General features: G+C 68.1%; 18 protein-coding genes, 1 tRNA gene and 1 other RNA gene. 11 read left to right on the plus strand and 9 right to left on the minus strand.

Features of this window, described 5'->3' with window-relative positions:
* Window positions 1-12: 12 nt before the first annotated feature.
* Window positions 13-109, minus strand: an RNA gene (gene ffs / locus AC1MBE_RS11740) — signal recognition particle sRNA small type.
* 350 nt (window positions 110-459) lie between these two features.
* Between ffs and AC1MBE_RS11745 the strand changes: the two genes are divergently transcribed.
* Window positions 460-544 (plus strand) — tRNA-Ser (locus tag AC1MBE_RS11745).
* 134 nt (window positions 545-678) lie between these two features.
* Here AC1MBE_RS11745 and AC1MBE_RS11750 read toward each other — a convergent pair.
* Window positions 679-1590: an oxygenase MpaB family protein gene (locus AC1MBE_RS11750; protein ID WP_479778431.1), complete on the minus strand. Its 912-nt coding sequence runs from the start codon at window positions 1588-1590 to the stop codon at window positions 679-681.
* A gap of 604 nt (window positions 1591-2194) precedes the next feature.
* On the opposite strand from AC1MBE_RS11750, the gene AC1MBE_RS11755 reads away from it, so the two are divergent.
* From AC1MBE_RS11755 to AC1MBE_RS11770, 4 genes are all read left to right on the plus strand, one after another.
* Entirely contained in the window at window positions 2195-3148 is a 954-nt protein-coding gene (locus AC1MBE_RS11755; RefSeq protein ID WP_479778433.1) for a M23 family metallopeptidase, read from the plus strand.
* Between the two features lie 99 nt (window positions 3149-3247).
* Window positions 3248-3733: a glutathione peroxidase gene (locus tag AC1MBE_RS11760; protein ID WP_479778435.1), complete on the plus strand. Its 486-nt coding sequence runs from the start codon at window positions 3248-3250 to the stop codon at window positions 3731-3733.
* Window positions 3734-3995: 262 nt separating this feature from the next.
* Window positions 3996-5207 carry a formaldehyde dehydrogenase, glutathione-independent gene (fdhA, locus tag AC1MBE_RS11765; RefSeq protein WP_346958630.1) on the plus strand — a complete coding sequence of 404 codons (1212 nt, stop codon included), beginning with the start codon at window positions 3996-3998 and terminating at the stop codon, window positions 5205-5207.
* Window positions 5208-5413: 206 nt separating this feature from the next.
* Window positions 5414-6358, plus strand: coding sequence for a phosphodiesterase (locus tag AC1MBE_RS11770; protein ID WP_479778437.1), 945 nt, complete (start codon window positions 5414-5416; stop codon window positions 6356-6358).
* 19 nt (window positions 6359-6377) lie between these two features.
* Here the strand turns inward: AC1MBE_RS11770 and AC1MBE_RS11775 are convergent, their stop codons facing one another.
* Both AC1MBE_RS11775 and AC1MBE_RS11780 read right to left on the minus strand, forming a co-directional pair.
* The gene (locus AC1MBE_RS11775) at window positions 6378-8018 is read right to left on the minus strand and encodes a stealth family protein (protein ID WP_479778439.1); all 1641 of its coding nucleotides are present in this window, start codon (window positions 8016-8018) and stop codon (window positions 6378-6380) included.
* 39 nt (window positions 8019-8057) lie between these two features.
* The gene (locus tag AC1MBE_RS11780) at window positions 8058-8969 is read right to left on the minus strand and encodes a hypothetical protein (RefSeq protein WP_479778441.1); all 912 of its coding nucleotides are present in this window, start codon (window positions 8967-8969) and stop codon (window positions 8058-8060) included.
* Window positions 8970-9178: 209 nt separating this feature from the next.
* On the opposite strand from AC1MBE_RS11780, the gene AC1MBE_RS11785 reads away from it, so the two are divergent.
* Both AC1MBE_RS11785 and AC1MBE_RS11790 read left to right on the plus strand, forming a co-directional pair.
* On the plus strand, window positions 9179-9478 hold the full coding sequence (locus AC1MBE_RS11785) for a type II toxin-antitoxin system VapB family antitoxin (RefSeq protein ID WP_175322235.1): 300 nt from the start codon (window positions 9179-9181) through the stop codon (window positions 9476-9478).
* Window positions 9471-10151 (plus strand): LytR C-terminal domain-containing protein, encoded by a 681-nt coding sequence (locus tag AC1MBE_RS11790; RefSeq protein WP_479778443.1) that lies wholly within the window; start codon window positions 9471-9473, stop codon window positions 10149-10151. Before AC1MBE_RS11785 ends, AC1MBE_RS11790 begins: the two co-directional genes overlap by 8 nt.
* Before the next feature lie 61 nt (window positions 10152-10212).
* Here the strand turns inward: AC1MBE_RS11790 and AC1MBE_RS11795 are convergent, their stop codons facing one another.
* Window positions 10213-10851 carry a TetR/AcrR family transcriptional regulator gene (locus tag AC1MBE_RS11795; RefSeq protein WP_479778445.1) on the minus strand — a complete coding sequence of 213 codons (639 nt, stop codon included), beginning with the start codon at window positions 10849-10851 and terminating at the stop codon, window positions 10213-10215.
* A 220-nt stretch (window positions 10852-11071) separates the two neighbouring features.
* Between AC1MBE_RS11795 and AC1MBE_RS11800 the strand changes: the two genes are divergently transcribed.
* Window positions 11072-11329, plus strand: coding sequence for a hypothetical protein (locus AC1MBE_RS11800; protein WP_479778447.1), 258 nt, complete (start codon window positions 11072-11074; stop codon window positions 11327-11329).
* Between the two features lie 23 nt (window positions 11330-11352).
* Here the strand turns inward: AC1MBE_RS11800 and AC1MBE_RS11805 are convergent, their stop codons facing one another.
* Together AC1MBE_RS11805 and AC1MBE_RS11810 are read right to left on the minus strand one after the other, a co-directional pair.
* On the minus strand, window positions 11353-12063 hold the full coding sequence (locus tag AC1MBE_RS11805; RefSeq protein ID WP_479778448.1) for a DsbA family oxidoreductase: 711 nt from the start codon (window positions 12061-12063) through the stop codon (window positions 11353-11355).
* 206 nt (window positions 12064-12269) lie between these two features.
* The gene (locus tag AC1MBE_RS11810; protein WP_479778450.1) at window positions 12270-12806 is read right to left on the minus strand and encodes an N-acetyltransferase family protein; all 537 of its coding nucleotides are present in this window, start codon (window positions 12804-12806) and stop codon (window positions 12270-12272) included.
* Window positions 12807-13001: 195 nt separating this feature from the next.
* Here AC1MBE_RS11810 and AC1MBE_RS11815 point away from each other — a divergent pair, with 195 nt between their 5' ends.
* Window positions 13002-14150, plus strand: coding sequence for an MFS transporter (locus AC1MBE_RS11815; protein ID WP_479782587.1), 1149 nt, complete (start codon window positions 13002-13004; stop codon window positions 14148-14150).
* Window positions 14151-14317: 167 nt separating this feature from the next.
* Here the strand turns inward: AC1MBE_RS11815 and aceB are convergent, their stop codons facing one another.
* Together aceB and aceA are read right to left on the minus strand one after the other, a co-directional pair.
* Entirely contained in the window at window positions 14318-15982 is a 1665-nt protein-coding gene (gene aceB / locus AC1MBE_RS11820; protein ID WP_479778452.1) for a malate synthase A, read from the minus strand.
* Window positions 15983-16203: 221 nt separating this feature from the next.
* Window positions 16204-17520 carry an isocitrate lyase gene (gene aceA, locus AC1MBE_RS11825; RefSeq protein ID WP_479778454.1) on the minus strand — a complete coding sequence of 439 codons (1317 nt, stop codon included), beginning with the start codon at window positions 17518-17520 and terminating at the stop codon, window positions 16204-16206.
* A gap of 141 nt (window positions 17521-17661) precedes the next feature.
* Between aceA and AC1MBE_RS11830 the strand changes: the two genes are divergently transcribed.
* Window positions 17662-19173, plus strand: coding sequence for a helix-turn-helix domain-containing protein (locus tag AC1MBE_RS11830; protein ID WP_479778456.1), 1512 nt, complete (start codon window positions 17662-17664; stop codon window positions 19171-19173).
* 416 nt (window positions 19174-19589) lie between these two features.
* Window positions 19590-21338 carry a pyruvate dehydrogenase gene (locus AC1MBE_RS11835; RefSeq protein ID WP_479778458.1) on the plus strand — a complete coding sequence of 583 codons (1749 nt, stop codon included), beginning with the start codon at window positions 19590-19592 and terminating at the stop codon, window positions 21336-21338.
* Window positions 21339-21395: the final 57 nt, after the last annotated feature.

Genomic DNA, 21395 nt, shown 5'->3' on the forward strand with positions numbered 1-21395 from the left:
ATCGGCACAGACATAAAAGACCCCCCATGCACCCGCCAGAGCCCATTTACCCTTGCTACCTTCCGGTCCTGGGGGAGTTCAACAGGATGACGCCACATGAGGGGCCGTCGATTAGTTTACCCGACGATTGGGCATGCCCCGAATCCGCAGATTTCCCCGCGGGACATGCTCATTCTTCGGGCCGGGGAGTGGGCAGATTGGGGCTATGTCCAGTGTTGGACCGGGGCGCGGGGCATGTCCCGTGGCGGAGGGGTGCCGGGTGGGGATACCCGGGCATGCTGCTGGGTTCGGCCCGCGGGACATGCTCATCCTTCACGCCGGGGAATGCGCAGATTGGGGCTATGTCCAGTGTTGGTCCGGGGCGCGGGGCATGTCCCGTAGCGGCGGGGCCGAGGGCTCAATTGGGCTTAGTCGTGAAGTTCAGGTAGTCTAGTATCTGCTTTTGATTCAAAAGCTACTGGAGAATTCGCCTAGCGGCCTATGGCGCACGCCTGGAACGCGTGTTGGGTTAACGCCCTCGGGGGTTCAAATCCCCCATTCTCCGCGTTTGGCCCCGGTCCTTTGGACCGGGGCCTTTTTGCGTTCCGGGCCGGTGCCGCGCGACCCCGTCCAACGCGGGTAGAGGGCCAAGCAACTCCGCCGCCCGCGCAGCGCCAGCCACCCGCAGCCCGGCCACATCTATCCCGCAAACCCCAGGCGGCGGAGCCGTTCGCGGGCGGCCTGCTCGCTCGGGCCGACTTTGCCCAGGGCAAGGTGGACGACACCGAGCGTGACCTTCGTCGCCAGCTTCACCGGCAGCGGGACGGGGCCCAGCCGCGCGGTCCGCAGCCCCAGCATGTCCCGGTACTTAGGCTCGAGGCTTGCCACCGCGGCCGCGAAGAGCACCCGGTATCCGGGCTTGAGCACCGGGTGGAGCGGGGGATCGCGGATGAAAGCCACCGTTTCGGCGACCTTCGGGCCCGAGCTGAGTTCGCCGTGGTCGTACCAGCGGTCAAGTTGCCGGCGCATTGCCGCCTCGCTCAGAGGCGGCGACTCCACCCCCATCAGGGTCCCCGCCTGAGCCCATTCGCGCACGTAGGCATCGGGGCCGCCGGGGATCGGCCTGCCCCAGATCTTGTGCGTGGACAGGAATGCGTCGGTGAAGGCGATGTGCACCCAGCGGAGCAGTTCCGGATCGTTCGCCGAGTAGGGCCGGGCCACACCGTGGCCGTCGATGTAGTCCCCGCGCACCGACTCGTGCAGCCTCAGGACCCAGCCGGACGCGGCGCGGGCCGCGCCGGTCGACCCGTAGGAGACCGTGAATATCCAGCGGATCGTCCCGGCGAGCCGGCCCAGGGGATCTTCGCGGAAGCGCGAATGGTCGTGCACCCCGGCCAGGGCGCCCGGGTGCAGGGCCTGCATGAGCAGCGCACGGATGCCGGCGACAATTGTCGGCATGTCCCCGTGCACCGCCCAGACGGCGGAGCCGGGGAGGTGGAAACCGGCGTCGTCGCCCTCGGCGAGACGGCCCACCCACTCCGGAACCGCGTCCCGGGTTCCGGTGAACGCTTGTTTGAGCTCGGCCTGCCACTCCCTGAGGACATTGCGCATACCCCTATTCTTACCCGGCCGCTCCGGGGCCGATACCTGTTTTCCGGGTGGGGCTACTGGGACGCCCCGCTGGCCGCCGAGCGCTGGCCCCAAAACCCCCGAAACCCGCCCCGAACCCGGGCATTCCGGAGGTTCCCAAACCCGGCGGAGTGTGTTCGCATAGAGGGTGGGTCCGTTGGGACGGGGGCCTGGCGGACGGAATCGCGGGAGTCACATCGTGGGAAAACACTGGGGAAACTCAACGAGTGGGCAGTCCAAGACTTCACGGGCTGTCGCGCGCTCCCTGGCGGCAGTCAGTGGTGTGGCCCTCGCCCTGCTGGTTTTTGGGCCTCCGGCGCCTGCCGGCCCCTCGGTGCAGGAGGCGGCCCGGGCGGCGTCGCAACCGTTGCTGGCCACCGGCTCTCCCGGACCAGCGTTGCTGGATCCCGGAACCGGCGCCTCCGCTGATCCGGCGGGCGCCGGGAGGGGCTCGTCGGTGCTGACCGCGGACCGCCGTGCGATGGTGTCCTTTGCCCGGACCACAGTCCAGACCAGGTCCAAAGACGGCAAGATCGAGCTCCGGGTGGCCTCGGCGAGTCTGCAGCGGCCGCCCAAAGGTTCCCTAATGGCTCCGCTCGAGACCCTGACGGAGTCATCCCCGTTTGGCCTGCGCACCAGCCCGCTGACCGGAACCGCCGGCGAATTCCACTGGGGCCAGGATTTCGCCGCCCCGTGCGGGACCCGGGTGTATTCGGCCGACGCCGGTGTGGTGCGCGCGGTGGGATGGCACCCGTGGGGCGGCGGAAACCGGGTGGAAATCGACCATGGCAACGGCCTCATCACCACGTACAACCACCTCCAGGGCATCGCCGTGAAAAAGGGCGAGTCGGTGGGCGTGGACGAGGTCATTGCCCGGGTAGGCACAACCGGCTCGTCCACGGGCTGCCACCTTCACTTCGAGACGATCCTCAACGGCGCCCACGCCAACCCGTTGGACTGGAAATTCCTTCCCACCCGGCAGGTGGACCGGCTCGACGACATCCAGATGGTCAGCTACACCCCGGGCAGCGGCAAACAGCGTTCCGGCAGCGCGGGGAGCGCCGGCGCGGACTGGGCGATTCCGGTGGCGGAGGATCACACCCACGCCGTCACCGGCGGGGTGCAGGAAAAACCGGTGGCGGCGGTTCCGGGCACCGCCGCGGCCAAGCCGACGCCGGCCGCCACAGAGATGCCGACGCCGACGCCGACGCCGACCTCGACGGTGAAGCCGGAGCCCGCGGCGCCTTCCGCCACGACGACCCCGACGCCAACTCCGACGCCGACTGCAACGCCGACTCCGACGCCGGCGCCGGAGCCCACGCCGACGGCGACCCCGACGGCGACCCCGACGGCCACTGCAACCCCGCCGTCCACCACGACGGCGCCGGCCACGACCGCAACTCCCACCACGGCGGTGACTGCTCCGGCGTCGGCCCCGGCCGCGCCCGCTCCGGCGCCTACCCCGACGGCAGCCCCGCAGGAAACGACGGCCACCAGGCCGGCGGACACACTGGCGCCTGTCGCGTCCCCGACAAAATAGCCCGCCGGTCCGGTGCGCCCCGGACCCATACCCGCGCCCTCCGGTGCCGAAGCACAGTCGAGAACTCTTCCTGCCCCGAGCCCGTGAGGAAACCACCCCATGACGTCCCTGTATTCCATCCCGCTGACCCTCAACGACGGCACCGACACGGACTTTGGCCGGTTCCGGGGCCAGGTGGTCCTGGTGGTGAACGTGGCGTCCCAATGCGGTTTCACGCCGCAGTACGCCGGGCTGGAGGCCCTGCACAACAAGTTCCGGGAGGAGGGCTTCACCGTCCTGGGCGTTCCGTGCAACCAATTCGCCGGGCAGGAGCCGGGCGCCGACGCGGAAATCGCGGAGTTCTGCGAACGCAACTTCGGCGTGACCTTTCCGCTGGCCACCAAGGCAAACGTCCGCGGCAAGGACCAGCATCCGCTGTATGCGCAACTGACCAAGTTCAAGAACGGCCTGCTGCCGGGGCTCGTGAAGTGGAACTTCGAGAAGTTCCTGGTGAACCGCGACGGCGAGATCGTGGCCCGCTTCGCGCCTACCGTCGAGCCGGACTCGCCGGAGGTCATCGAAGCCGTGCGGCAGGCGCTCGGCTGAGCCCGCGCCGGGCCTCCGCCGGCCGACTCCGCCCCCTCCGTCCGGCGACGGGCCACACAAGGGCACAAGGGGCCCTACCCCAAAGCCTGCTTCCGGCCTAGACTGGCGAAACCCTCCGTCATACCGGGCATACCCGCGGCGCAGACACGTCCGCCCGTCGGCAGTGCAGCCGACATAGGCCCTGTGGAGGGCGCATCAGAATGCTTCGTGAATCACAACTGGGCACTCAACTTTGGGGGTCCGTGAAACCAGGAGGAAAGTGATGACAGGAAACAAAGCCGTTGCCTACAAAGGGCCAGGAAAAGTCGAACTGATCGACATCGACTACCCCACCTTCGAACTCAAAGACGGCCCGGGGGTCAACCCCGCCAACGTGGGCCGCCCGGTGCGCCACGGCGTAATCCTCAAAACCGTTGCCACGAACATCTGCGGCTCGGACCAGCACATGGTCCGCGGGCGCACCACCGCCCCGGCCGACCTGGTGCTGGGCCACGAAATCACTGGCGAAGTCGTGGAAGTCGGCCCGGACGTCGAGTTCATCAAGGTGGGGGACATCTGTTCCGTCCCCTTCAACATCGCCTGTGGCCGCTGCCGGAACTGCAAGGAACGCAAGACCGGCATCTGCCTGAACGTCAACCCCGCCCGTCCGGGTGCCGCGTACGGATACGTGGACATGGGCGGCTGGGTGGGAGGCCAGGCAAACTACGTCCTGGTCCCGTACGCGGACTGGAACCTGCTGAAGTTCCCCGACCGGGACCAGGCCCTCGAGAAGATCATGGACCTGACCATGCTGTCGGACATCTTCCCCACCGGCTTCCACGGGGCCGTCACTGCGGGCGTCGGCGTCGGCTCCACTGTCTACATCGCCGGGGCCGGACCCGTGGGCCTCGCGGCGGCCACGAGTGCGCAGCTGCTGGGCGCCGCTGTCGTGATTGTCGGTGACATGAACGAGGACCGGCTCAAGCAGGCGCGCAGCTTCGGCTGTGAGACCGTGGACCTGTCCCAGGGCGGACCGGCCGAGCAGATCGAGCAGATCCTGGGAATCCCCGAAGTCGACTGCGGCGTCGATGCCGTCGGCTTCGAAGCCAAGGGGCACGGCCACGACGCCAAGGAGGCTCCGGCGACGGTGCTCAATTCGCTGATGGAACTCACCACAGCCGGCGGAGCCCTCGGCATTCCGGGTCTCTACGTCACGGGGGACCCGGGCGGCATCGACGAGGCGGCCAAGAAGGGTGCGCTCTCCCTGAGCCTGGGCACCGGCTGGGCCAAATCGCTGAGCTTCACCACCGGGCAGTGCCCCGTGATGAAGTACAACCGCGGGCTCATGATGGCGATCCTGCACGACAAGGTCCAGATCGCGAAGAACGTCAACGCCAAGGCGATCTCGCTCGAGGACGCACCGAAGGGCTACGCCGAGTTCGACGCCGGTGCCGCCACGAAGTACGTGCTCAACCCGAACGGCTACCTCAGCTAGCCGCAAGGTCACCGAGTAATCCACTCTCCGGCGGGCACATCCCGGCATATACCCGAGCAGGTATGTGCCCGCCGGCTACTCGATTATGGCCGTTTTTCAAACATGCCTACTGGAGTTTGCACATTGCCGGCCGAAAGTCTGGTTGGATAGATCTAACTGAGAGGGACGCTGGAGGCAATTGCCACCACCCAACCAGGAAGGTTGCAATGGAGCTCATCGAGGCCGAGCACCCCCGGCCACGTCATTTCCTCCTCCACTTAAGCGATCCGCATTTGCTGGGCGGTACGGATCCCCTGCACGGTGTGGTGGACGGCGACTTCCGGCTCAGACAACTTTTCGATCAAGTCCGTGCCTCCGGCGCGCGACCCGAAGCCGTGATTTTCACCGGCGACCTGGCCGACCGCGGCGAGGCGGAGGCGTACTCGAAGCTTCGCGCCATCGTGGACCCCGCCTGCAAGGCGATGGGCGCCAGAGTTATTTGGGCGATGGGCAACCACGACGACCGGGCCAACTTCCGGACCGGGCTGCTGGACCAGCCCGCCGACGACGCCCCCGTGGACCACAGCTACTTCATCAACGGCCTGCGGATCATCACGCTGGACACCTCGGTGCCCGGGTTCCACCACGGCGAACTCAGCCCCGCGCAGCTGGAGTGGCTCGCCGCGGAGCTTGCGACACCGGCGCCGGACGGCACCATCCTGGCCCTGCACCACCCGCCGGTGCCCTCCGTGCTGGAGCTCGCCGTGCTGGTCGAGCTCCGCGGCCAGGCCGCGCTCGCAGGGGTCCTGCGGAACTCCGACGTGCGCACCATCCTGGGCGGCCACCTGCACTATTCCACGACGGCGATGTTCGCCGGGATCCCCGTCTCGGTGGCGTCGGCCACGTGTTACACCCAGGACCTGAACGTCCCCGTGGGCGGCAGCCGGGGGCGGGACAGCGGGCAGTCCTTCAACCTGGTCCACGTCTACGAGCACACGATCGTGCACTCCGTGGTGCAGGTCGGCGACACTCTGCCCGCGGTGGGCGAATTCGTCACGGCCGAAGAGGTCCGGCGGCGGATCGCCGCGGCCGGGATCCGAATTCCGCGGCAGGCGAGGCTCGAAGATCCGGCCCAGGCCCCCGGCCACCGCCGGCTCACCACCCGGAACTAACCGGCCGCTGCTGCCGCTGCTACTTCTCCCAGGGCGCCTTGATCGGGAAGTATTTCTCCAGGAACTCGGTCACCAGTTCGGCGCGCTCCTCGGCCGCCACCTCCGGGAAGCTGCCGTCGTTGAGGCAGAAGAAATCCATGTTCCGCTTGGAGAGGAGCTTGGGCAGGTAGTTCAGGCCGGCGCGGGCGGTCGTATCCACGTACCGCACCTTCGCCGCGGTCTGGGTCACGGCCCGGCCGGTCAGCAGCGCGTAGTAGTGGTAGAACGAATTCGTCACTGAGATGTTGTCCGCGGCCCGGAACCTGCTGGCCGCCGTCTTCGCGAACTCGGCCGGGAATTCCTGTTCCATCTGGGAGACCACGCTGCGCCGGAGCGGCGCGGCGGTGTGTTCCAGGTGCCGGGTGGTGATCCGACCGAAGCGGTCCCAGAGGAGCTTGCGGTTGACCCGCGCCGCGTTCTCGAAGCCGCTGCGCTCGGCGTCGTTGTCTCCGAGCCCGATCCGCGTCTCCGCCTCGATGAACTTGGTGATGCCGCCGGGAGTGAAGAACATGTCCGGCCGGACGGCCCGGCCGAAGAACATGTCGTCATTGGAATACAGGAAATGCTCGGAAAGGCCCTCGATGTGGTGGAGCTGGCATTCGACCGCCTGCGAATTGTGCGTCGGCAGCACCGAGGGGTCCGCGAAGAACTCCTCGCTGCGGACGATCGTTACGCCCGGGTGGTCTGCGAGCCACTCCGGGGCAGGGGAGTCGGTCGCGATGAAGATCCGGCGGATCCACGGCGCGAACATGTAGACCGAGCGCAGGGCGTACTTCAGCTCATTGATCTGGCGGAAGCGCGCCTCGTGGTCGTCTCCCTCACCCACGACGACGCCGGCCATCCGGGCGCGGCGGGCCGCGATGTACTCGGGTGAGCTGCCGTCCACCCAGGAGAAGACCAGGTCGACGTCGAAGCTGATGTCGCTGGCGTGGTCGGCGAACATGTTCTCGATGGTGGGCCAGGTGTGGCCGTAGCGTTCCACGGTGCCGCGGACGGCGTCCTGGGCCAGCAGGGTCCGGCGGGTCAGGGAATTTTCGATCGGCAGGATCAGCTCGTCGCCCTCGAAGCTCCAGAGCTCCAGCTGGACACCGGCCGAGGCGCCGAACTCCAGACCGCCCTCCGGCTCCACCCGGGGCCGGTACAGCCGGAAGATGCGGGCCTGGCGGTTCAGGGAGAGCTCCCCGTCGCCCACCAGCACGGAGGACTTCTTTTTGGCGTCCACGGTCATCGAGTAGAACGGCTCGTCCCGGCAGGCCTCCACCAGCGCGGCGCGGAGTTCCCGGCGGTTCTTCCAGTCCACGGCAATCACCGGGCGGTCGTTGTTGCCGCGGACCAGGAGGTAGTCCAGGTTCGCCCCGGCCAGGACGGACCGGAGGAACAGAAGGTCCTCGACCATGGCCTGGTACGGTGTGCGGTTCTCATTGATCAGCGCATATCTACCGTGCCGGCGCACCACGTCGGGGCGCGTCCGGAGCCGGGCGACGGCGGCCGGTGAGGTGACCTCCGCGTGGGCGTGGTTGTCCTCGGTTGCCTGGCTGCCGTAGTAAATCTCGTCCTGGATCAATGCGTCTGTAATGTCGATTCTCCGAGCTGGTGATGGTGCGTGGGTCTCTACTTGCATAATAACCCGGGGCGCAAAAACGGCCCGGCGTGCCGGCTCTCAGCCGGCCAGAGCGTTCCGCCAGTGGCGCAGGAACGCCGCGCCGGCGTCGTCGTGGATGACCTCGTCGCCGAGGCCCAAATCGGCTGCAGTCAGGACCCCGTACGGCTTGACCGGAACGCCGTCGGCGGGACGGACGTCCACGTGCTTCACGGCGTGGTCGTTGTGGTGCAGCCAGTCGGCCATGGCGTAGTCCGTGCGCGAGTCGCCCACCGTCCGCCAGGCCTGCGGGGTGATGCCCTGGGCCGCCAGCAGTTCCACGGCCCGGCTCGCACCGAGGTCCTTGCCCAGCCGGACGGACTCGATGTCGGTGGAGATGATGGTGGGGTCCACGCGGTAGTCAATCCGGTCATCGCTGTTCGGGGCGTGATGGTCCAGCCGCACCACGCCCAAGCCGTGCCTGCCCATCAGTTCCATGGCGTCGGCGTCGAACAGGGCCTGTTCCTCGCGGTAGTCGGCATTGGCGACGGCGATGTGCTGCTCCACGGAGACCATGGCCCGCTTGGTCTCGTCATAGAACATATGGGCGGCGTAGTCCTCCGCCACGAGCCGCCGCACATCGTCCCCGAAGGCTTGCGGGATGGCGAGTTCCCGGTCCACGTGGACCGCGCCCGGCCCGGCGGCGGTGTAGCTGAACCACACGGCGCCCTTCTCGCAGATGGCGTGGATGAGGATCCCGGCCGGCATCCCGGCGGCGATCATCGGCTCCATCACTTGCTCGCGGATAAAGGTATCGGAGCGGCCGGTGTTGAAGATGACCGGAATCCCGGCGGCCGCGAGGACCAGGAGATCCTCGATGATTCCCGGCTGGACGGTGCGGGTGAGCGGACTCGCGACCGGACCGTCGACGTCGAGCAGCAGGGCCAGCGGCGGGGCCGAAAGCGGCAGGGCGGAAGTCTCGGTTTCAGTCATGCTTCCATTCTCTCAGCAGGGCCGGAACTTCGCCTCCGGCGGCAGCCCCGTGACGTCCGGTGTCCCGCCCTGAAAAGACTGTGACAGCCCCGTTCAGGCCGGTGACACGCTCGTGGACGGCAGTGACAAATGGTCACTGTTTGGCCACAACCTCCGGTGCCGTGGCCTCTGTGATTCCCCTGGCCGGGGATCTTCCATAGGCTTGCATGGTGATCTTCAAAGCTGTGGGCGAGGGACGCCCGTACCCTGACCATGGTTTCAACACGCCCAAGGACTGGGCGGCGCTGCCGCCGCGCCCGGTCCGCCTGGACGAACTCGTGACCACCAAACGCACCCTGGACCTGGAAGCGCTGCTGGCCGAAGACTCGACCTTCTTCGGGGACCTCTTCCCGCACGTCGTGGAATTCCGCGGCGTGCTGTACCTGGAGGACGGCCTGCACCGGGCCGTCCGCACCGCCCTGCACCAGCGCACCGCGATCCACGCCCGCGTCCTGGTAATAAATGGCTAGACGGCCCAAGGACCCCACCGTCCTGCACGGGCACAATGTCATCACCGGCTCCGATCTGCGCGCCACCTTCGCGGAACGGGACGAACTGGAAAACCCGTTACGGACACGGCGTCGCGTCCTGCACGGCGTCGTCCTGGTGCTCCTGGTGGGGCTGGTCGCCGCAGCCATTGTGGTGGCCCTGGGTATCATGAACGGCCAGATCAAGCTCCCGACGGCGGAGCGCGGCCGGGCCGCGGCGTCGCTGTGCCCGGACGCGACGTACAACTACACGCCGCACGGCAAGATCAAAGTGAACGTCTACAACTCCACGAGCCGGCCGGGGCTGGCCCGGACCGTGGCCAACGAGTTCCTGGCCCGCAAGTTCGTGGTGGGTGCGGTGGGCAACACCGAGTCCGGGTACCGCGGTGTGGCGCTGGTGGTGTCCGGGGCCGCTGGCCAGTCCGCGGCGTTCAGCGTCCAGCGTAACCTCCCCGGCTCCGACTATGTCCAGGACGGGCGCAACGACGCGAGCGTGGACGTCATCCTGACCGGGGACTTCAAGGAACTGGCCAAGTCGGCGCTCGTGGACCAGACGCCGGGCAAGCTCAGCTGCCCGCGCGAGACCCGCCGGATCGTCGAGGATCCGGCCCTGCCCGTCGTGCCGACGATCGTCCCGGTCAGCCCCAAACCCTGAGCCGGCTTGCGTCGTTGGCCGGCGTTGGGCGTTCCGCGCTCGACGGCGCGGCCAGGTGAGGCTAGGCGCTGAGCCGGCGGGGACGGCCGTCGTCGTCGAACCGGGCACCGGCACCGAGCTGGATGAAGCGCACGGTCCGGGCGATCCGGGCCTCCGCGTCCGGGTCCGTGCCGGCCCCGTCGCCCCGGGCCGCACTTGAGGAGAGCGTGCCGTGGATGAGCTGGGAGAGCTGGGCGATGTCCGCCTCCGGGAGGAAGCCCTGCGCCATGCCGTCGCGCAGGATGTCCTGCAGGAGCAGGCTGAGTTCTCCCACGTGGTCCGCCAGCTTGGCGAAGGATGCGGGGGACAGGACGGCACCCATCGCGGGGCCCGGCGGGAGGTGGCGCCGGCTCAGGTCCGCCACCTGGGCGCGCACATAGAGCGCCAGCCGCTCCACGGGATTCTCCAGTGACGCGAGGGAATCGCGCAGTTCGACGAGGAAACGCTCGGTCTCGTCCAGCGCGTAGGCAATGAGGAGCTCTTCAATGTCCGCGTAGTAGTTGTAGACGGCCGTGCGGCCGATCCGGGCGTGCCGGGCCACGTCGGTCATGGTCAGGCCGGGCAACCCGTGCGTGAAGAGCAGCTCGCCGAAGGCGGTCAGGATGCGGCGCTGGGTCTCGGCTCGTTGGGCGGCGTTGCTCGCGGCCGAAATCCTGGGCATACGGACACTTTAGCGCGATCTGTCAGTAAAAAGGGCTGACGCTTCGGCGTGCTTGCCCTTGGGTGCGCTGCTGCCGCCCCGCACCTGCCGGCGGTGGTCGCGGTCATGCCAGCGCACGTCGCGAGAAAATCATGCCCCGGAAACGCCCCCGAAACCTCGCCCGTGCATGCTGGGGACAACGGAGCCCCGACGGCGGGGCACTGATGGGGAGGAGCTGGCAATGGGTGTCGAAGACACGGCAATCCGGACGTGCGGGGAACTGGCCGCCGGGGACGAAATCGAGGCGTGGCACAACGGCAAGCTGTTCCACCGCGGACGGGTCACGCAGACCATCCCGCTGATGGAACTGTTCTGGATCCTGGACGCCCGGACCGGCGCCCGGAAACTGCTCGACGTCGAGGCGCTGGAGATCGTCCGGTGCGCCCCGGCCCCGGGGCTGGGGACCGGTCTCACCGCAGCCCTGCCCCAGTCCGCCTGAAGCGTCCGCGCCGGGAGGCCGTCTCAGATAGGGCATCCGTCCGGGCCGCAGGCGGCACCGTCCGGACTGGGCGTGCCGGCGTCGACCATGACCAGCGGGTGGCTTTCCCGCCAGGCCTGTTCGAGTGCTGCCGTGAAGGTTTCCACGGGCTGGGCACCCGAGAGGCCGTACGTGCGGTCGATGACGAAGAACGGCACACCGCTGACGCCCAGGGCGCGGGCCTCCGCGAAGTCCTGCCGCACGGCGTCGGCGTACTTGTCCGTGCTGAACAGATCGTCCAACTCGCCGGCGTCGATCCCGAGGTCGAGGCCCAGCGCGGTGAGGTATTCGCGATTGCCGATGTCGCGGCCGTGCTCGAAGTGGTCACTGAGCAGCCGTTCCTTGGCGGCATCCTGCTTTCCGTGCGCGCCGGCAAGGTGGATCAGGCGGTGGGCCGTGAAGCTGTTGGCCACCACGACGTCATCGAACCGGTAGTCGAGCCCTTCGGCGCTGGCCTGCGCCGCCACGTGCTCGAACATCCCGCTGACCTGGTCCGGCGCCATGCCCTTGCGCGTGCTCAGGTAGTCCAGCTCGGTGCCGTCGTAGTGCTCCGGCAGGGAGGGGTCCAGCTGGAAGCTGCGCCACTGCACCTCCACGTCGTCGCGGTGCGGGAACGCCGCGAGGGCGGTTTCAAAGCGGCGTTTGCCGATGTAGCACCAGGGGCAGGCCACGTCGGACCAGATCTCAATCTTCATGCTGGCGACAACCGCGCCGGGACCGGGCCCATTCCCGCCGGTCCGCCAGCTCACAAAGCGCGAACGGACACTTGCGGCCCTCGAACCGCGGATTTCTTGGGCCCCAAGTGTACGTTCGCGGTGGCTGGCTGGCTGGGTGGCTGGGTGGCTGGGTGGCTGGGTGGCTGGGTGGCTGGCTGGCTGGCTGGCCGGGGGAGGGTGTGCGGTCAGGGCGCGAGCGGGCGCTCCATGACGAAGTCGTGCTCCACGGTGTTCCCCAGCCTGAACGACTTGGTACCGACTTTCCGGAAGCCGGACTTCTCGTAAAACCTGATGGCACGCGCATTCTGGCTGTTCACGCCGAGCCAGAGTCCCCGGGCGCCCGCCCCGGCCGCCGCGGCGATGCTGGCCCGCATTAGCTCGGCCGCCGCGCCAAGGCCGTGGTGGTCCGGGTGGACGTAGCACTTGCTCAGCTCCGTGCTCGGCGCGGCGTCCAGGACGGCGGCCACCTCCGGATCCTCCGTGCGCCGGTCCAGGAGCAGGCTGTAGCCGCGGAGCGTCCCGCCCGCGTCGATCACGAGCACCGTGACATCCGGATCGGCGAGGTACTCCCGGAAGTTGGCTTCGCTGAGCGTATTCGCCAGGTGCGCGGCGATATCCTCGGGGCGGGATTCCGGCGGGCAGGCGAGTGGAAAGGTGATGGCGGCCAGTTCGGCCAGCGGGCCGGCGTCGTCGGCGGTGGCCTTCCGGATCACGTGCGTCATGCCAAAAACCCTAGTCTGCGGACCGCGCGGGGTGACCTTCGTGAAGCTGCGGCCGTCATCTTCCGGCGGGTGCGGCGTGCCCCGCGGCGGCCGCGTGATAGCAATGGGATTGATGAAAACATACTTCTGCCCGGTTGCCGGCCCGCGGACGGCAGGGTGAACGCCCTGGCGAGGATCCCGCGCGGCTCGCTGCTGATGATCGCCATCGGACTCATCGCCCTCAACATGCGCGGGCCGTTCGTCGCGGTGGCGCCGGTGGTGGGGAACATGCGCCAGGACCTGGGGTTCTCACCGGTCGAAATCGGGTTTCTGACCGGGATCCCGGTGCTCTGCTTCGCGCTCGCAGCCCCGCTGGCTTCGCTGACCGGCCGGAAGCTGGGCCCGGAGTTCGCGATCACGCTGACCCTGCTGGGCGTGCTGCTGGGCGTCGTGGTCCGCTCCGCCGGCGGGGGCTCCCTGGTAATGCTCGGCACCGTAATCCTGGGCATCGCGATCACGATCGGCAACATTGTGGTCCCGCTGATCATCCGGCGCGACTTCAGCCCGGCCAGGCAGGCCGCCGCCATGGGCACCTACACCGCCGCCCTGAACATCGGCTCCTTCGTCACGTCCATGATTACGGCGCCGTTGGCGGAGCTGCTGGGCTGGCGTCCGGCCATCGCGGCGTGCGCCCTCTTCGCGGTTGCCGCCGGCGCGGTGTGGGTGCTGGCCGCCGGCAGCAGCTCGCTCCGGCCCGAAGCGATCCCCGGGGCAGACCCGACCCGGACGGCGGGGCGGCCGGCGTCGCGCTGGATCACCGTGGCCCTGACCGCGGGCTTCGCCGGCCAGGCTTTCTCCTACTATGGCGTCACCGCCTGGCTGCCCAGCCTCCTGGCCGATGAACTGGGGCTGGCGCCGTCGGCGGCGGGCGCCGGGTCCTCGCTCTTCCAGATCCTGGCGATCGCCGGCGGGCTGGGCGTTCCGTTCGTGGCGCGTTTTGCCAGCACGACGACGGTCGGGCTCACCCTGGGGGCGCTGTGGCTGACGGTGCCGTTGGGGCTCCTGCTCGCCCCGGAGCTGTGGTGGCTGTGGTCCTCCTCCGGTGGCGTGGCCCAGGGCGGCGGCATCACCCTGATCTTCATCGCCATCATCCGGCTGGCCCGAGACCAGGCCTCGGCGGGCCGGATGTCCGCAGTCGTCCAGGGCGCCGGGTACTGCTTCGGCGCCGCGGCGCCCACGCTGCTGGGCTACGTGCACGGCATCTCCGGCTCCTGGACCGGGCCGCTGCTGATGATCCTGGGTTCGGTGGCCCTGTTCATCCTGGGCTGTGCGCTGTCCCTGCGCCACATCCCGAAGCCGCACTGACCCCGCCGCCCCCACACTTGAGGCCCATGTTGTCAAGAAAACATGGGCCTCAAGTGTCCGTTCGACGCCGTTGTCGGTGGTTCGGGGAGGGTGTTCCGTTGCCGGGCTGCCGCCCCGGATCTCGGGGAGCCTGTTGCGGAGGGCGTGGCAGCCCGGCGGACGGAATTCTAGGCGGCCACGAGGCCCGCTCCGCTGGCGGCGGTGTCGGCGCCGTCGCGGGCTTCGTGCAGGAAGCGGTCGTAGGCCGGCAGCGTCAGGAAGGCGGGGAACTCGTTGCCGAGCGTGACCTCCTCGAAGATGTCCCGGGCGTCGGCGAAGCGGTCGCCTTCGAAGCGTTCCAGCTTGGCGAACTCCTCATCCAGCATGTCCTCGACCCATTCACTGGTGATGACGTCGCCTGCGTCCGTGATGGCCCGGGAGAAGATCCACTGCCACAGCTGCGAGCGGGAGATTTCCGCGGTCGCGGCGTCCTCCATCAGGTTGTGGATGGCCACCGCCCCGTTGCCGCGCAGCCAGGACTCGATGTAGCGGATGCCCACTTCGATGTTGTTCCGCACGCCCTGCTCGGTGATCGTGCCCGTCGTGGAGGAGATGTCGATCAGCGCGCGGTCGTCCGGGGTGACGTCCTCGCGGAGGCGGTCCAGCTGGTTCGGACGGTCGCCGAGGACGGCGTCGAACACTTCGCGGCACACCGGCACCAGGTCCGGGTGCGCCACCCAGGAGCCGTCGAAACCGTCGGCTGCCTCGCGGGACTTGTCGGCGCGCACCTTCTCGAAGGCAATCGCGTTGGCTTCCTGGTCCTTGCGGTTGGGGACGGCCGCGGCCATGCCGCCGATCGCCATGGCGCCGCGCTTGTGGCAGGCCCGCACCAGCTGTTCGGTGTAGGCGCGCATGAACGGCTGCGTCATGGTGACCTGGCCGCGGTCCGGCAGGACAAAGCGGGGTCCGCGGGTGCGGAAGTTCTTGATCAGCGAGAAGATGTAGTCCCAGCGGCCGGCGTTCAGGCCCGCGGCGTGCTCGCGCAGTTCGTAGAGGATCTCCTCCATCTCAAACGCTGCGGTGATGGTCTCGATCAGCACCGTGGCGCGGATGGTGCCTTGCGGGATGCCCAGCAGGTCCTGGGCCAGGATGAAGATGTCGTTCCACAGCCGTGCCTCGAGGTGGTTCTCGATCTTCGGCAGGTAGAAGTACGGCCCCTTGCCCTGGGCGATCAGGCGGCGGGCGTTGTGGAAGAAGTACAGGCCGAAGTCCACGATGCCGCCGGCCACCGGGGTGCCGTCAATGATCATGTGCTTTTCCGGCAGGTGCCAGCCGCGGGGCCGGACCACGATCGTGGGCAGCTCATCGGCGGAGCGGAGCTTGTACTCCTTGCCTTCCGGGGAGGTGAAATCGATCCGGCGTTCCAGCGCGTCGGTCAGGTTCAGCTGGCCCTGGATGACGTTGCGCCACGACGGCGTGGAGGAATCCTCCATGTCCGCGAGCCAGACCTTGGCGCCGGAGTTCAGCGCGTTGATGGTCATTTTTTTGTCCACCGGGCCGGTGATCTCGACGCGGCGGTCCGTCAGGCCCGGCGCCGGGGGAGCGACGCGCCAGTCGGGATCGTTGCGGATGGACTCGGTCTCGGGGAGGAACCGCGGGTCCTGGCCCTTGCTGATCTGCTGGCGGCGTTCCTGCCGGGCCCGCAACAGCTCCTGGCGGCGCTCCGCCGTCGCCCGGTGCAGCTTGGCAACAAACGCCAGCGCGTCCGGCGTCAGCACTTCGCTCTGCCGGCAAATGGGCTGCGCAGTCAACGTAACCCCGTTGATAGTGAAGTTGTCAGTGAAGCTGTTCATTTCAATCTCTCCTTAGAGAAGAAGCAAGTTCGACGGCGGGTGGCGGCACTTCGGTGAGCGAGGCACGAGGCCGAAGGTGCCGGTATTGCGGCAGCCTGCGTAAAAGGGGCCCTGTGTCCGGGTCCGTCCTCGCTCAGCGAGGTCGGACCCGGACATGGGGAATAGCAGGCCGAGCAATGCCGGACCGAAGGCCGGACGCAAGGACCGCCGTCGGGCGGGGATTAGTGGAACTGGCCTTCTTCTGTGGATCCCACGAGGGCCAAAGTGGATGCGTTCGGGTTGAGCGCGGTGGCGATGTCGTCGAAGTAGCCGGTGCCGACTTCGCGCTGGTGCTTGGTGGCGGTGTAGCCGCGGGCTTCGGAGGCGAATTCCTTCTCCTGCAGCTCGACGTAGGCGCTCATGCCTTCCCGGGCGTAACCGTGGGCGAGGTCGAACATCGAGTAGTTCAGGGCGTGGAAGCCGGCCAGGGTGATGAACTGGAACGTGAAGCCCATGGCGCCGAGTTCGCGCTGGAACTTCGCGATCGTGGCGTCGTCGAGGTGCTTGCGCCAGTTGAACGAGGGCGAGCAGTTGTAGGAGAGCATCTGGTCCGGGAACTCGGCCTTGACCGATTCGGCGAACTTGCGGGCCAGCTCCAGGTCCGGGGTGCCGGTCTCCATCCAGATGAGGTCGGAGTACGGGGCGTAGGCCTTGGCCCGGGCGATGCAGGGTTCGATCCCGTTGCGGACCTTGTAGAAGCCCTCGGCCGTGCGCTCGCCGGTAATGAATTCCTGGTCGCGCTCGTCGACGTCGGAGGTGATCAGGGTGGCTGCCTCGGCGTCGGTGCGGGCGATGATGACCGACGGCGTGCCGGCGACGTCGGCGGCGAGGCGGGCGGCGTTCAGGGTGCGGACGTGCTGCTGGGTGGGGATCAGGACCTTGCCGCCGAGGTGGCCGCACTTCTTCTCCGAGGCGAGCTGGTCTTCCCAGTGCACGCCCGAGGCGCCGGCCTGGATCATGGACTTCATCAGCTCGTAGGCGTTCAGCGGACCGCCGAACCCGGCCTCGGCGTCGGCGACGATCGGCACCATCCAGTCCTCAACCGTCTGGATGCCTTCGGAGAACTCGATCTGGTCCGCGCGGAGCAGGGCGTTGTTGATGCGGCGGACCACGGTGGGGACGGAGTTTGCCGGGTACAGCGACTGGTCCGGGTAGGTGTGGCCGGAGTTGTTCGCGTCGGCGGCAACCTGCCAGCCGGAGAGGTAGATGGCGCGCAGCCCGGCCTTGACCTGCTGCACGGCCTGGTTGCCGGTCAGGGCGCCGAGGGCGTTGGTGTACTTGCCCTCCTTGTGCTCCTCGGTGAGCTGCTTCCACAGCTTCTCGGAGCCACGGCGGGCCAGCGTGTGTTCCTCGGAGACGCGGCCGCGGAGGCGGACGACGTCCGACGCCGAGTAATCCCGAGTGACGCCTTCCCAACGCGGGTTGGCAGCCCACTCGAGCTCCAAGGCGGCAGCCTGCTCTTCGGGCGTCTGCTGGGTGGGCTCAATTGCTGCAGTCATTTTTGTCTCCTTGATGGGTCCGGGGCCGGCCGCCCCGCGTCTCTGCGGGTCCGGCTGGCGGTTCCCGGGGTTTGAATCTTTCCGTAAGACCTACTTTTCTGCACTTTCAATGGGGATGCTAGAGGGAAACTATGGAAAGAAGTGCACTTCTTCCCGTATTCTCAAGAAATGCATCCAAACAGCTGGAACCGTCAGGCCGTCTCCGCGCCCCTCTCTGCAGAGCCGGAGGTGGACGTCATCAGCATGGGCCGCAGGGTCCGCCACCTGCGCAAGGCCGCCGGGCTCACGCTCGATGACCTAAGTGCCGCCGTCGGGACGGCGCCGAGCCAGCTGAGCCTGATCGAAAACGGCAAGCGTGAGCCCAAGCTCGGCTTGCTCCAGCAGCTCGCGGCGGCGTTGGGCGTCAGCATCGACGAACTGCTCGGCGCGGAACCGCCGAACCGCCGCGCGGCCCTCGAGATCGAGCTGGAGCGCTACCAGCGCAGCCCCCTGTACGAGTCCCTGAAACTGCCCCGGATCCGCATCAGTTCGCGGCTGCCGATGGATGTGCTGGAGTCCATGGTGGGGCTGCAGCATGAGCTGGAACGCCGGCTCAACGAGCAGGTCGCCACACCGGAGGAAGCCCGCCGGGCCAACGGTGAACTGCGGGCCATGATGCGGGAGCGGAACAACTACTTCCCGGAGTACGAGGCGGAAGCGCAGAAGGTCCTCGCGTCGGTGGGCCACACATCCGGGCCGTTGTCCCACCACGTGATCGCGGACATCGCCGGGCACCTCGGATTCAGCCTGCACCACGTGGGGGACCTGCCGCATTCCACCCGTTCGGTGACGGATCTCAAGAACCGCCGAATTTACCTCACGCAGAATGCCCGCAGCGACCACGACCCGCGGTCGGTGCTGCTGCAGGCCCTGGGCCACTACGTGCTGGGCCACCAGACGCCCACGAACTACGGCGACTTCCTGATGCAGCGGGTCGCGACGAACTACTTCGCGGCAGCGCTGATGCTGCCGGAGCAGGCCACCGTGGATTTCCTGCAGAAGGCCAAGGCAGCCAAGGAAATCGCGGTGGAGGACATTAGGGACGCGTTCGCCGTGTCCTACGAGACCGCGGCGCACCGCTTCACCAACCTCGCCACGCAGCACCTGGACCTCCGCACCCACTTCCAGAAGACGCACAAGAGCGGGATTATCTACAAGGCCTACGAGAACGACGGCGTGACGTTCCCGCAGGACCACACCGGCGCCATCGAGGGCCAGCCCTCGTGCAAGAACTGGACCTCCCGGGTGGTGTTCGATGTGCCGGACAAGTTCAGCGCCTACAACCAGTACACCGACACACCGGCCGGGACGTACTGGTGCACGGCCCGGACGGAGCGGTCCGCGAACGGGGAATTCTCACTCTCCGTGGGGGTGCCCTACGCCCAGGTGAAGTGGTTCCGCGGCCGCGACACCACGGAGCGGTCCAAGTCCACCTGCCCGGACGAGAGCTGCTGCCGCAGGCCCCCGGCGACCCTGACCGCGGAGTGGGCCGGCAACGCGTGGCCCTCGGCCCGCGCCCACTCGCACCTGCTCGCAGCGATGCCGCCAGGTGCCTTCCCCGGTGTGGACGAGACCGAGGTCTACTCCTTCCTGCAGGCCCACTCCGGTAGCTGAGCCCGACGGGACCCGGCCCGTTCCCTAAGGCCCATCGCGGCTTCCGGTGCGACGCTCCCTCAGGTCCGGCGCGGTTTCGCCGGACGCTCCATCAGGTCCTGCGCGGTTTCGCCGGACGCTCCATCAGGTCCTGCGCGGTTTCGCCGGACGCTCCCTTAGGTCCCGCCACAGGCTGCCCGCCCTCCCTCAGATCAGCTGAGGGGGCGTTTGTTGATCTGTTGCGGAACCTGAGGGAGCGTTCATGGAATCGCTGCAGAACCTGAGGGAGCGTTCATGGAATCGCTGCGGAACCTGAGGGAGCGTTCATGGAATCGCTGCGGAACCTGAGGGAGCGTCCTTCTGGGACCCGTGCCAAGGTGGGCGGACTATATTGGCCAGTGTCAGCTCATCGACCCACCTCGCGGGAGCGTGCACCCATGGCCAAGGAACTTGCCACCCAGCTTGTCGAACAACTCCAGGCTGCCGGCGTGCAGCGGATCTACGGGATTGTTGGCGACAGCCTCAATCCGATCGTCGACGCCGTCCGGAAGACCGGCGGAGCGGCGAAGGGCGGAATCGATTGGATCCACGTCCGGCACGAGGAAGCCGCGGCCTTCGCCGCCGCGGCGGAAGCCCAGCTGACCGGCCGTCTCGCGGTCTGCGCCGGCTCGTGCGGTCCGGGCAACCTGCATCTGATCAACGGCCTCTACGATGCCAACCGCTCCGGCGCGCCGGTCCTTGCCATTGCCTCGCACATCCCGAGCAAGCAGATCGGCAGCAGCTTCTTCCAGGAAACGCACCCGGACCGGCTCTTTAACGAGTGCTCGGTGTACTCCGAACTCATCAGCACTGCCGAACAGGCGCCGCGGGTGATGCACAGCGCCATCCAGCACGCCGTCGCCCTCCGCGGCGTCGCCGTCGTGACCCTGCCCGGCGACATCGCCGGGCTGGAGGCGACGGCCGAAACCCCGGCGCCGGCAGCCTTCCGGCCGGCCGCGCTGGTGCCTGACCCCGCCAGCGTGCGGGAGCTGGCGGACGCCATCAACGACGCCGGGAAGGTGGCCATCTTCGCCGGGGCCGGCGTCGACGGTGCGCACGACGAGGTGATCGCGCTCGCCGAACTGATCGCCGCGCCGATTGGGCACTCGCTGCGCGGCAAGGACTTCATGCAGTACGACAACCCCTACGACATCGGCATGACCGGCCTGCTCGGCTACGGCGCCGCGGCCGAGGGGATCGAGGACGCGGACCTGCTGATCCTGCTCGGCACCGACTTCCCCTACGACCAGTTCCTGCCCGGGACCCGGACCGCGCAGGTGGACCGCGCCGCGCAGAACCTGGGCCGGCGGACCGACGTCGACGTGGCCGTGCACGGCGACGTGCTGCCGACGCTCGCGGCCCTCATGCCGCTGCTGAAGCTGAAGAAGAGCCGCCGCTTCCTCGACGCGATCCTCAAGAAGCACGACCGGCTGATGAACAAGGCCGTCGGCGCGTACACCCGCAAGGTCGAAAAAACCCAGCCGATCCACCCCGAGTATGCGGCCTCGCTGCTGGACCAAGTGGCGGCGGAGGATGCGGTCTTCACCGCCGATACGGGCATGTGCAACGTCTGGACCGCCCGGTACATCAATCCGCTGGGCACCCGCCGGCTGATCGGCTCCTACCTGCACGGCTCCATGGCCAACGCGCTGCCGCACGCCATCGGCGCCCAGCTGGCCTACCCGGGACGCCAGGTGGTCTCGGTCTCCGGCGACGGCGGCCTGTCGATGCTGCTGGGCGAGCTGATCACGGTCGCAGCGCACCGGCTCCCGGTCAACGTGGTGGTCTTCAACAACTCCACCCTGGGCATGGTCAAACTCGAGATGCTGGTGGACGGGCTGCCCGACTTCGGAGTCGACGTCCCCGACGCCAACTACGCCGACGTGGCCCGCGCCCTGGGCTTCCACGCCGTCCGTGTGACCGACCCGGCGAAAATCGAGGCCGCGTACCGGGAGGCGTTTGCGCACCCCGGGCCGTCGCTGGTGGAGCTGATCACGGATCCCAAGGCACTCTCGATCCCGCCGAAGATCAAGGGCGCGCAGATCCTGGGCTTCGCCACGGCCATGTCCAAGGTGGTCCTCAACCGGGGCGCCGGCGAAGCCGTGAGCATGGCCCGCAGCAACCTGCGCAACATCCCGCGGCGCTGACGGGCCGGGCCCTCGTGGACCGGCGCGGCGGCGGCCCACCTCCGTTTCGACGGTTCC

The organism is Arthrobacter sp. BG5 (assembly GCF_056680155.1).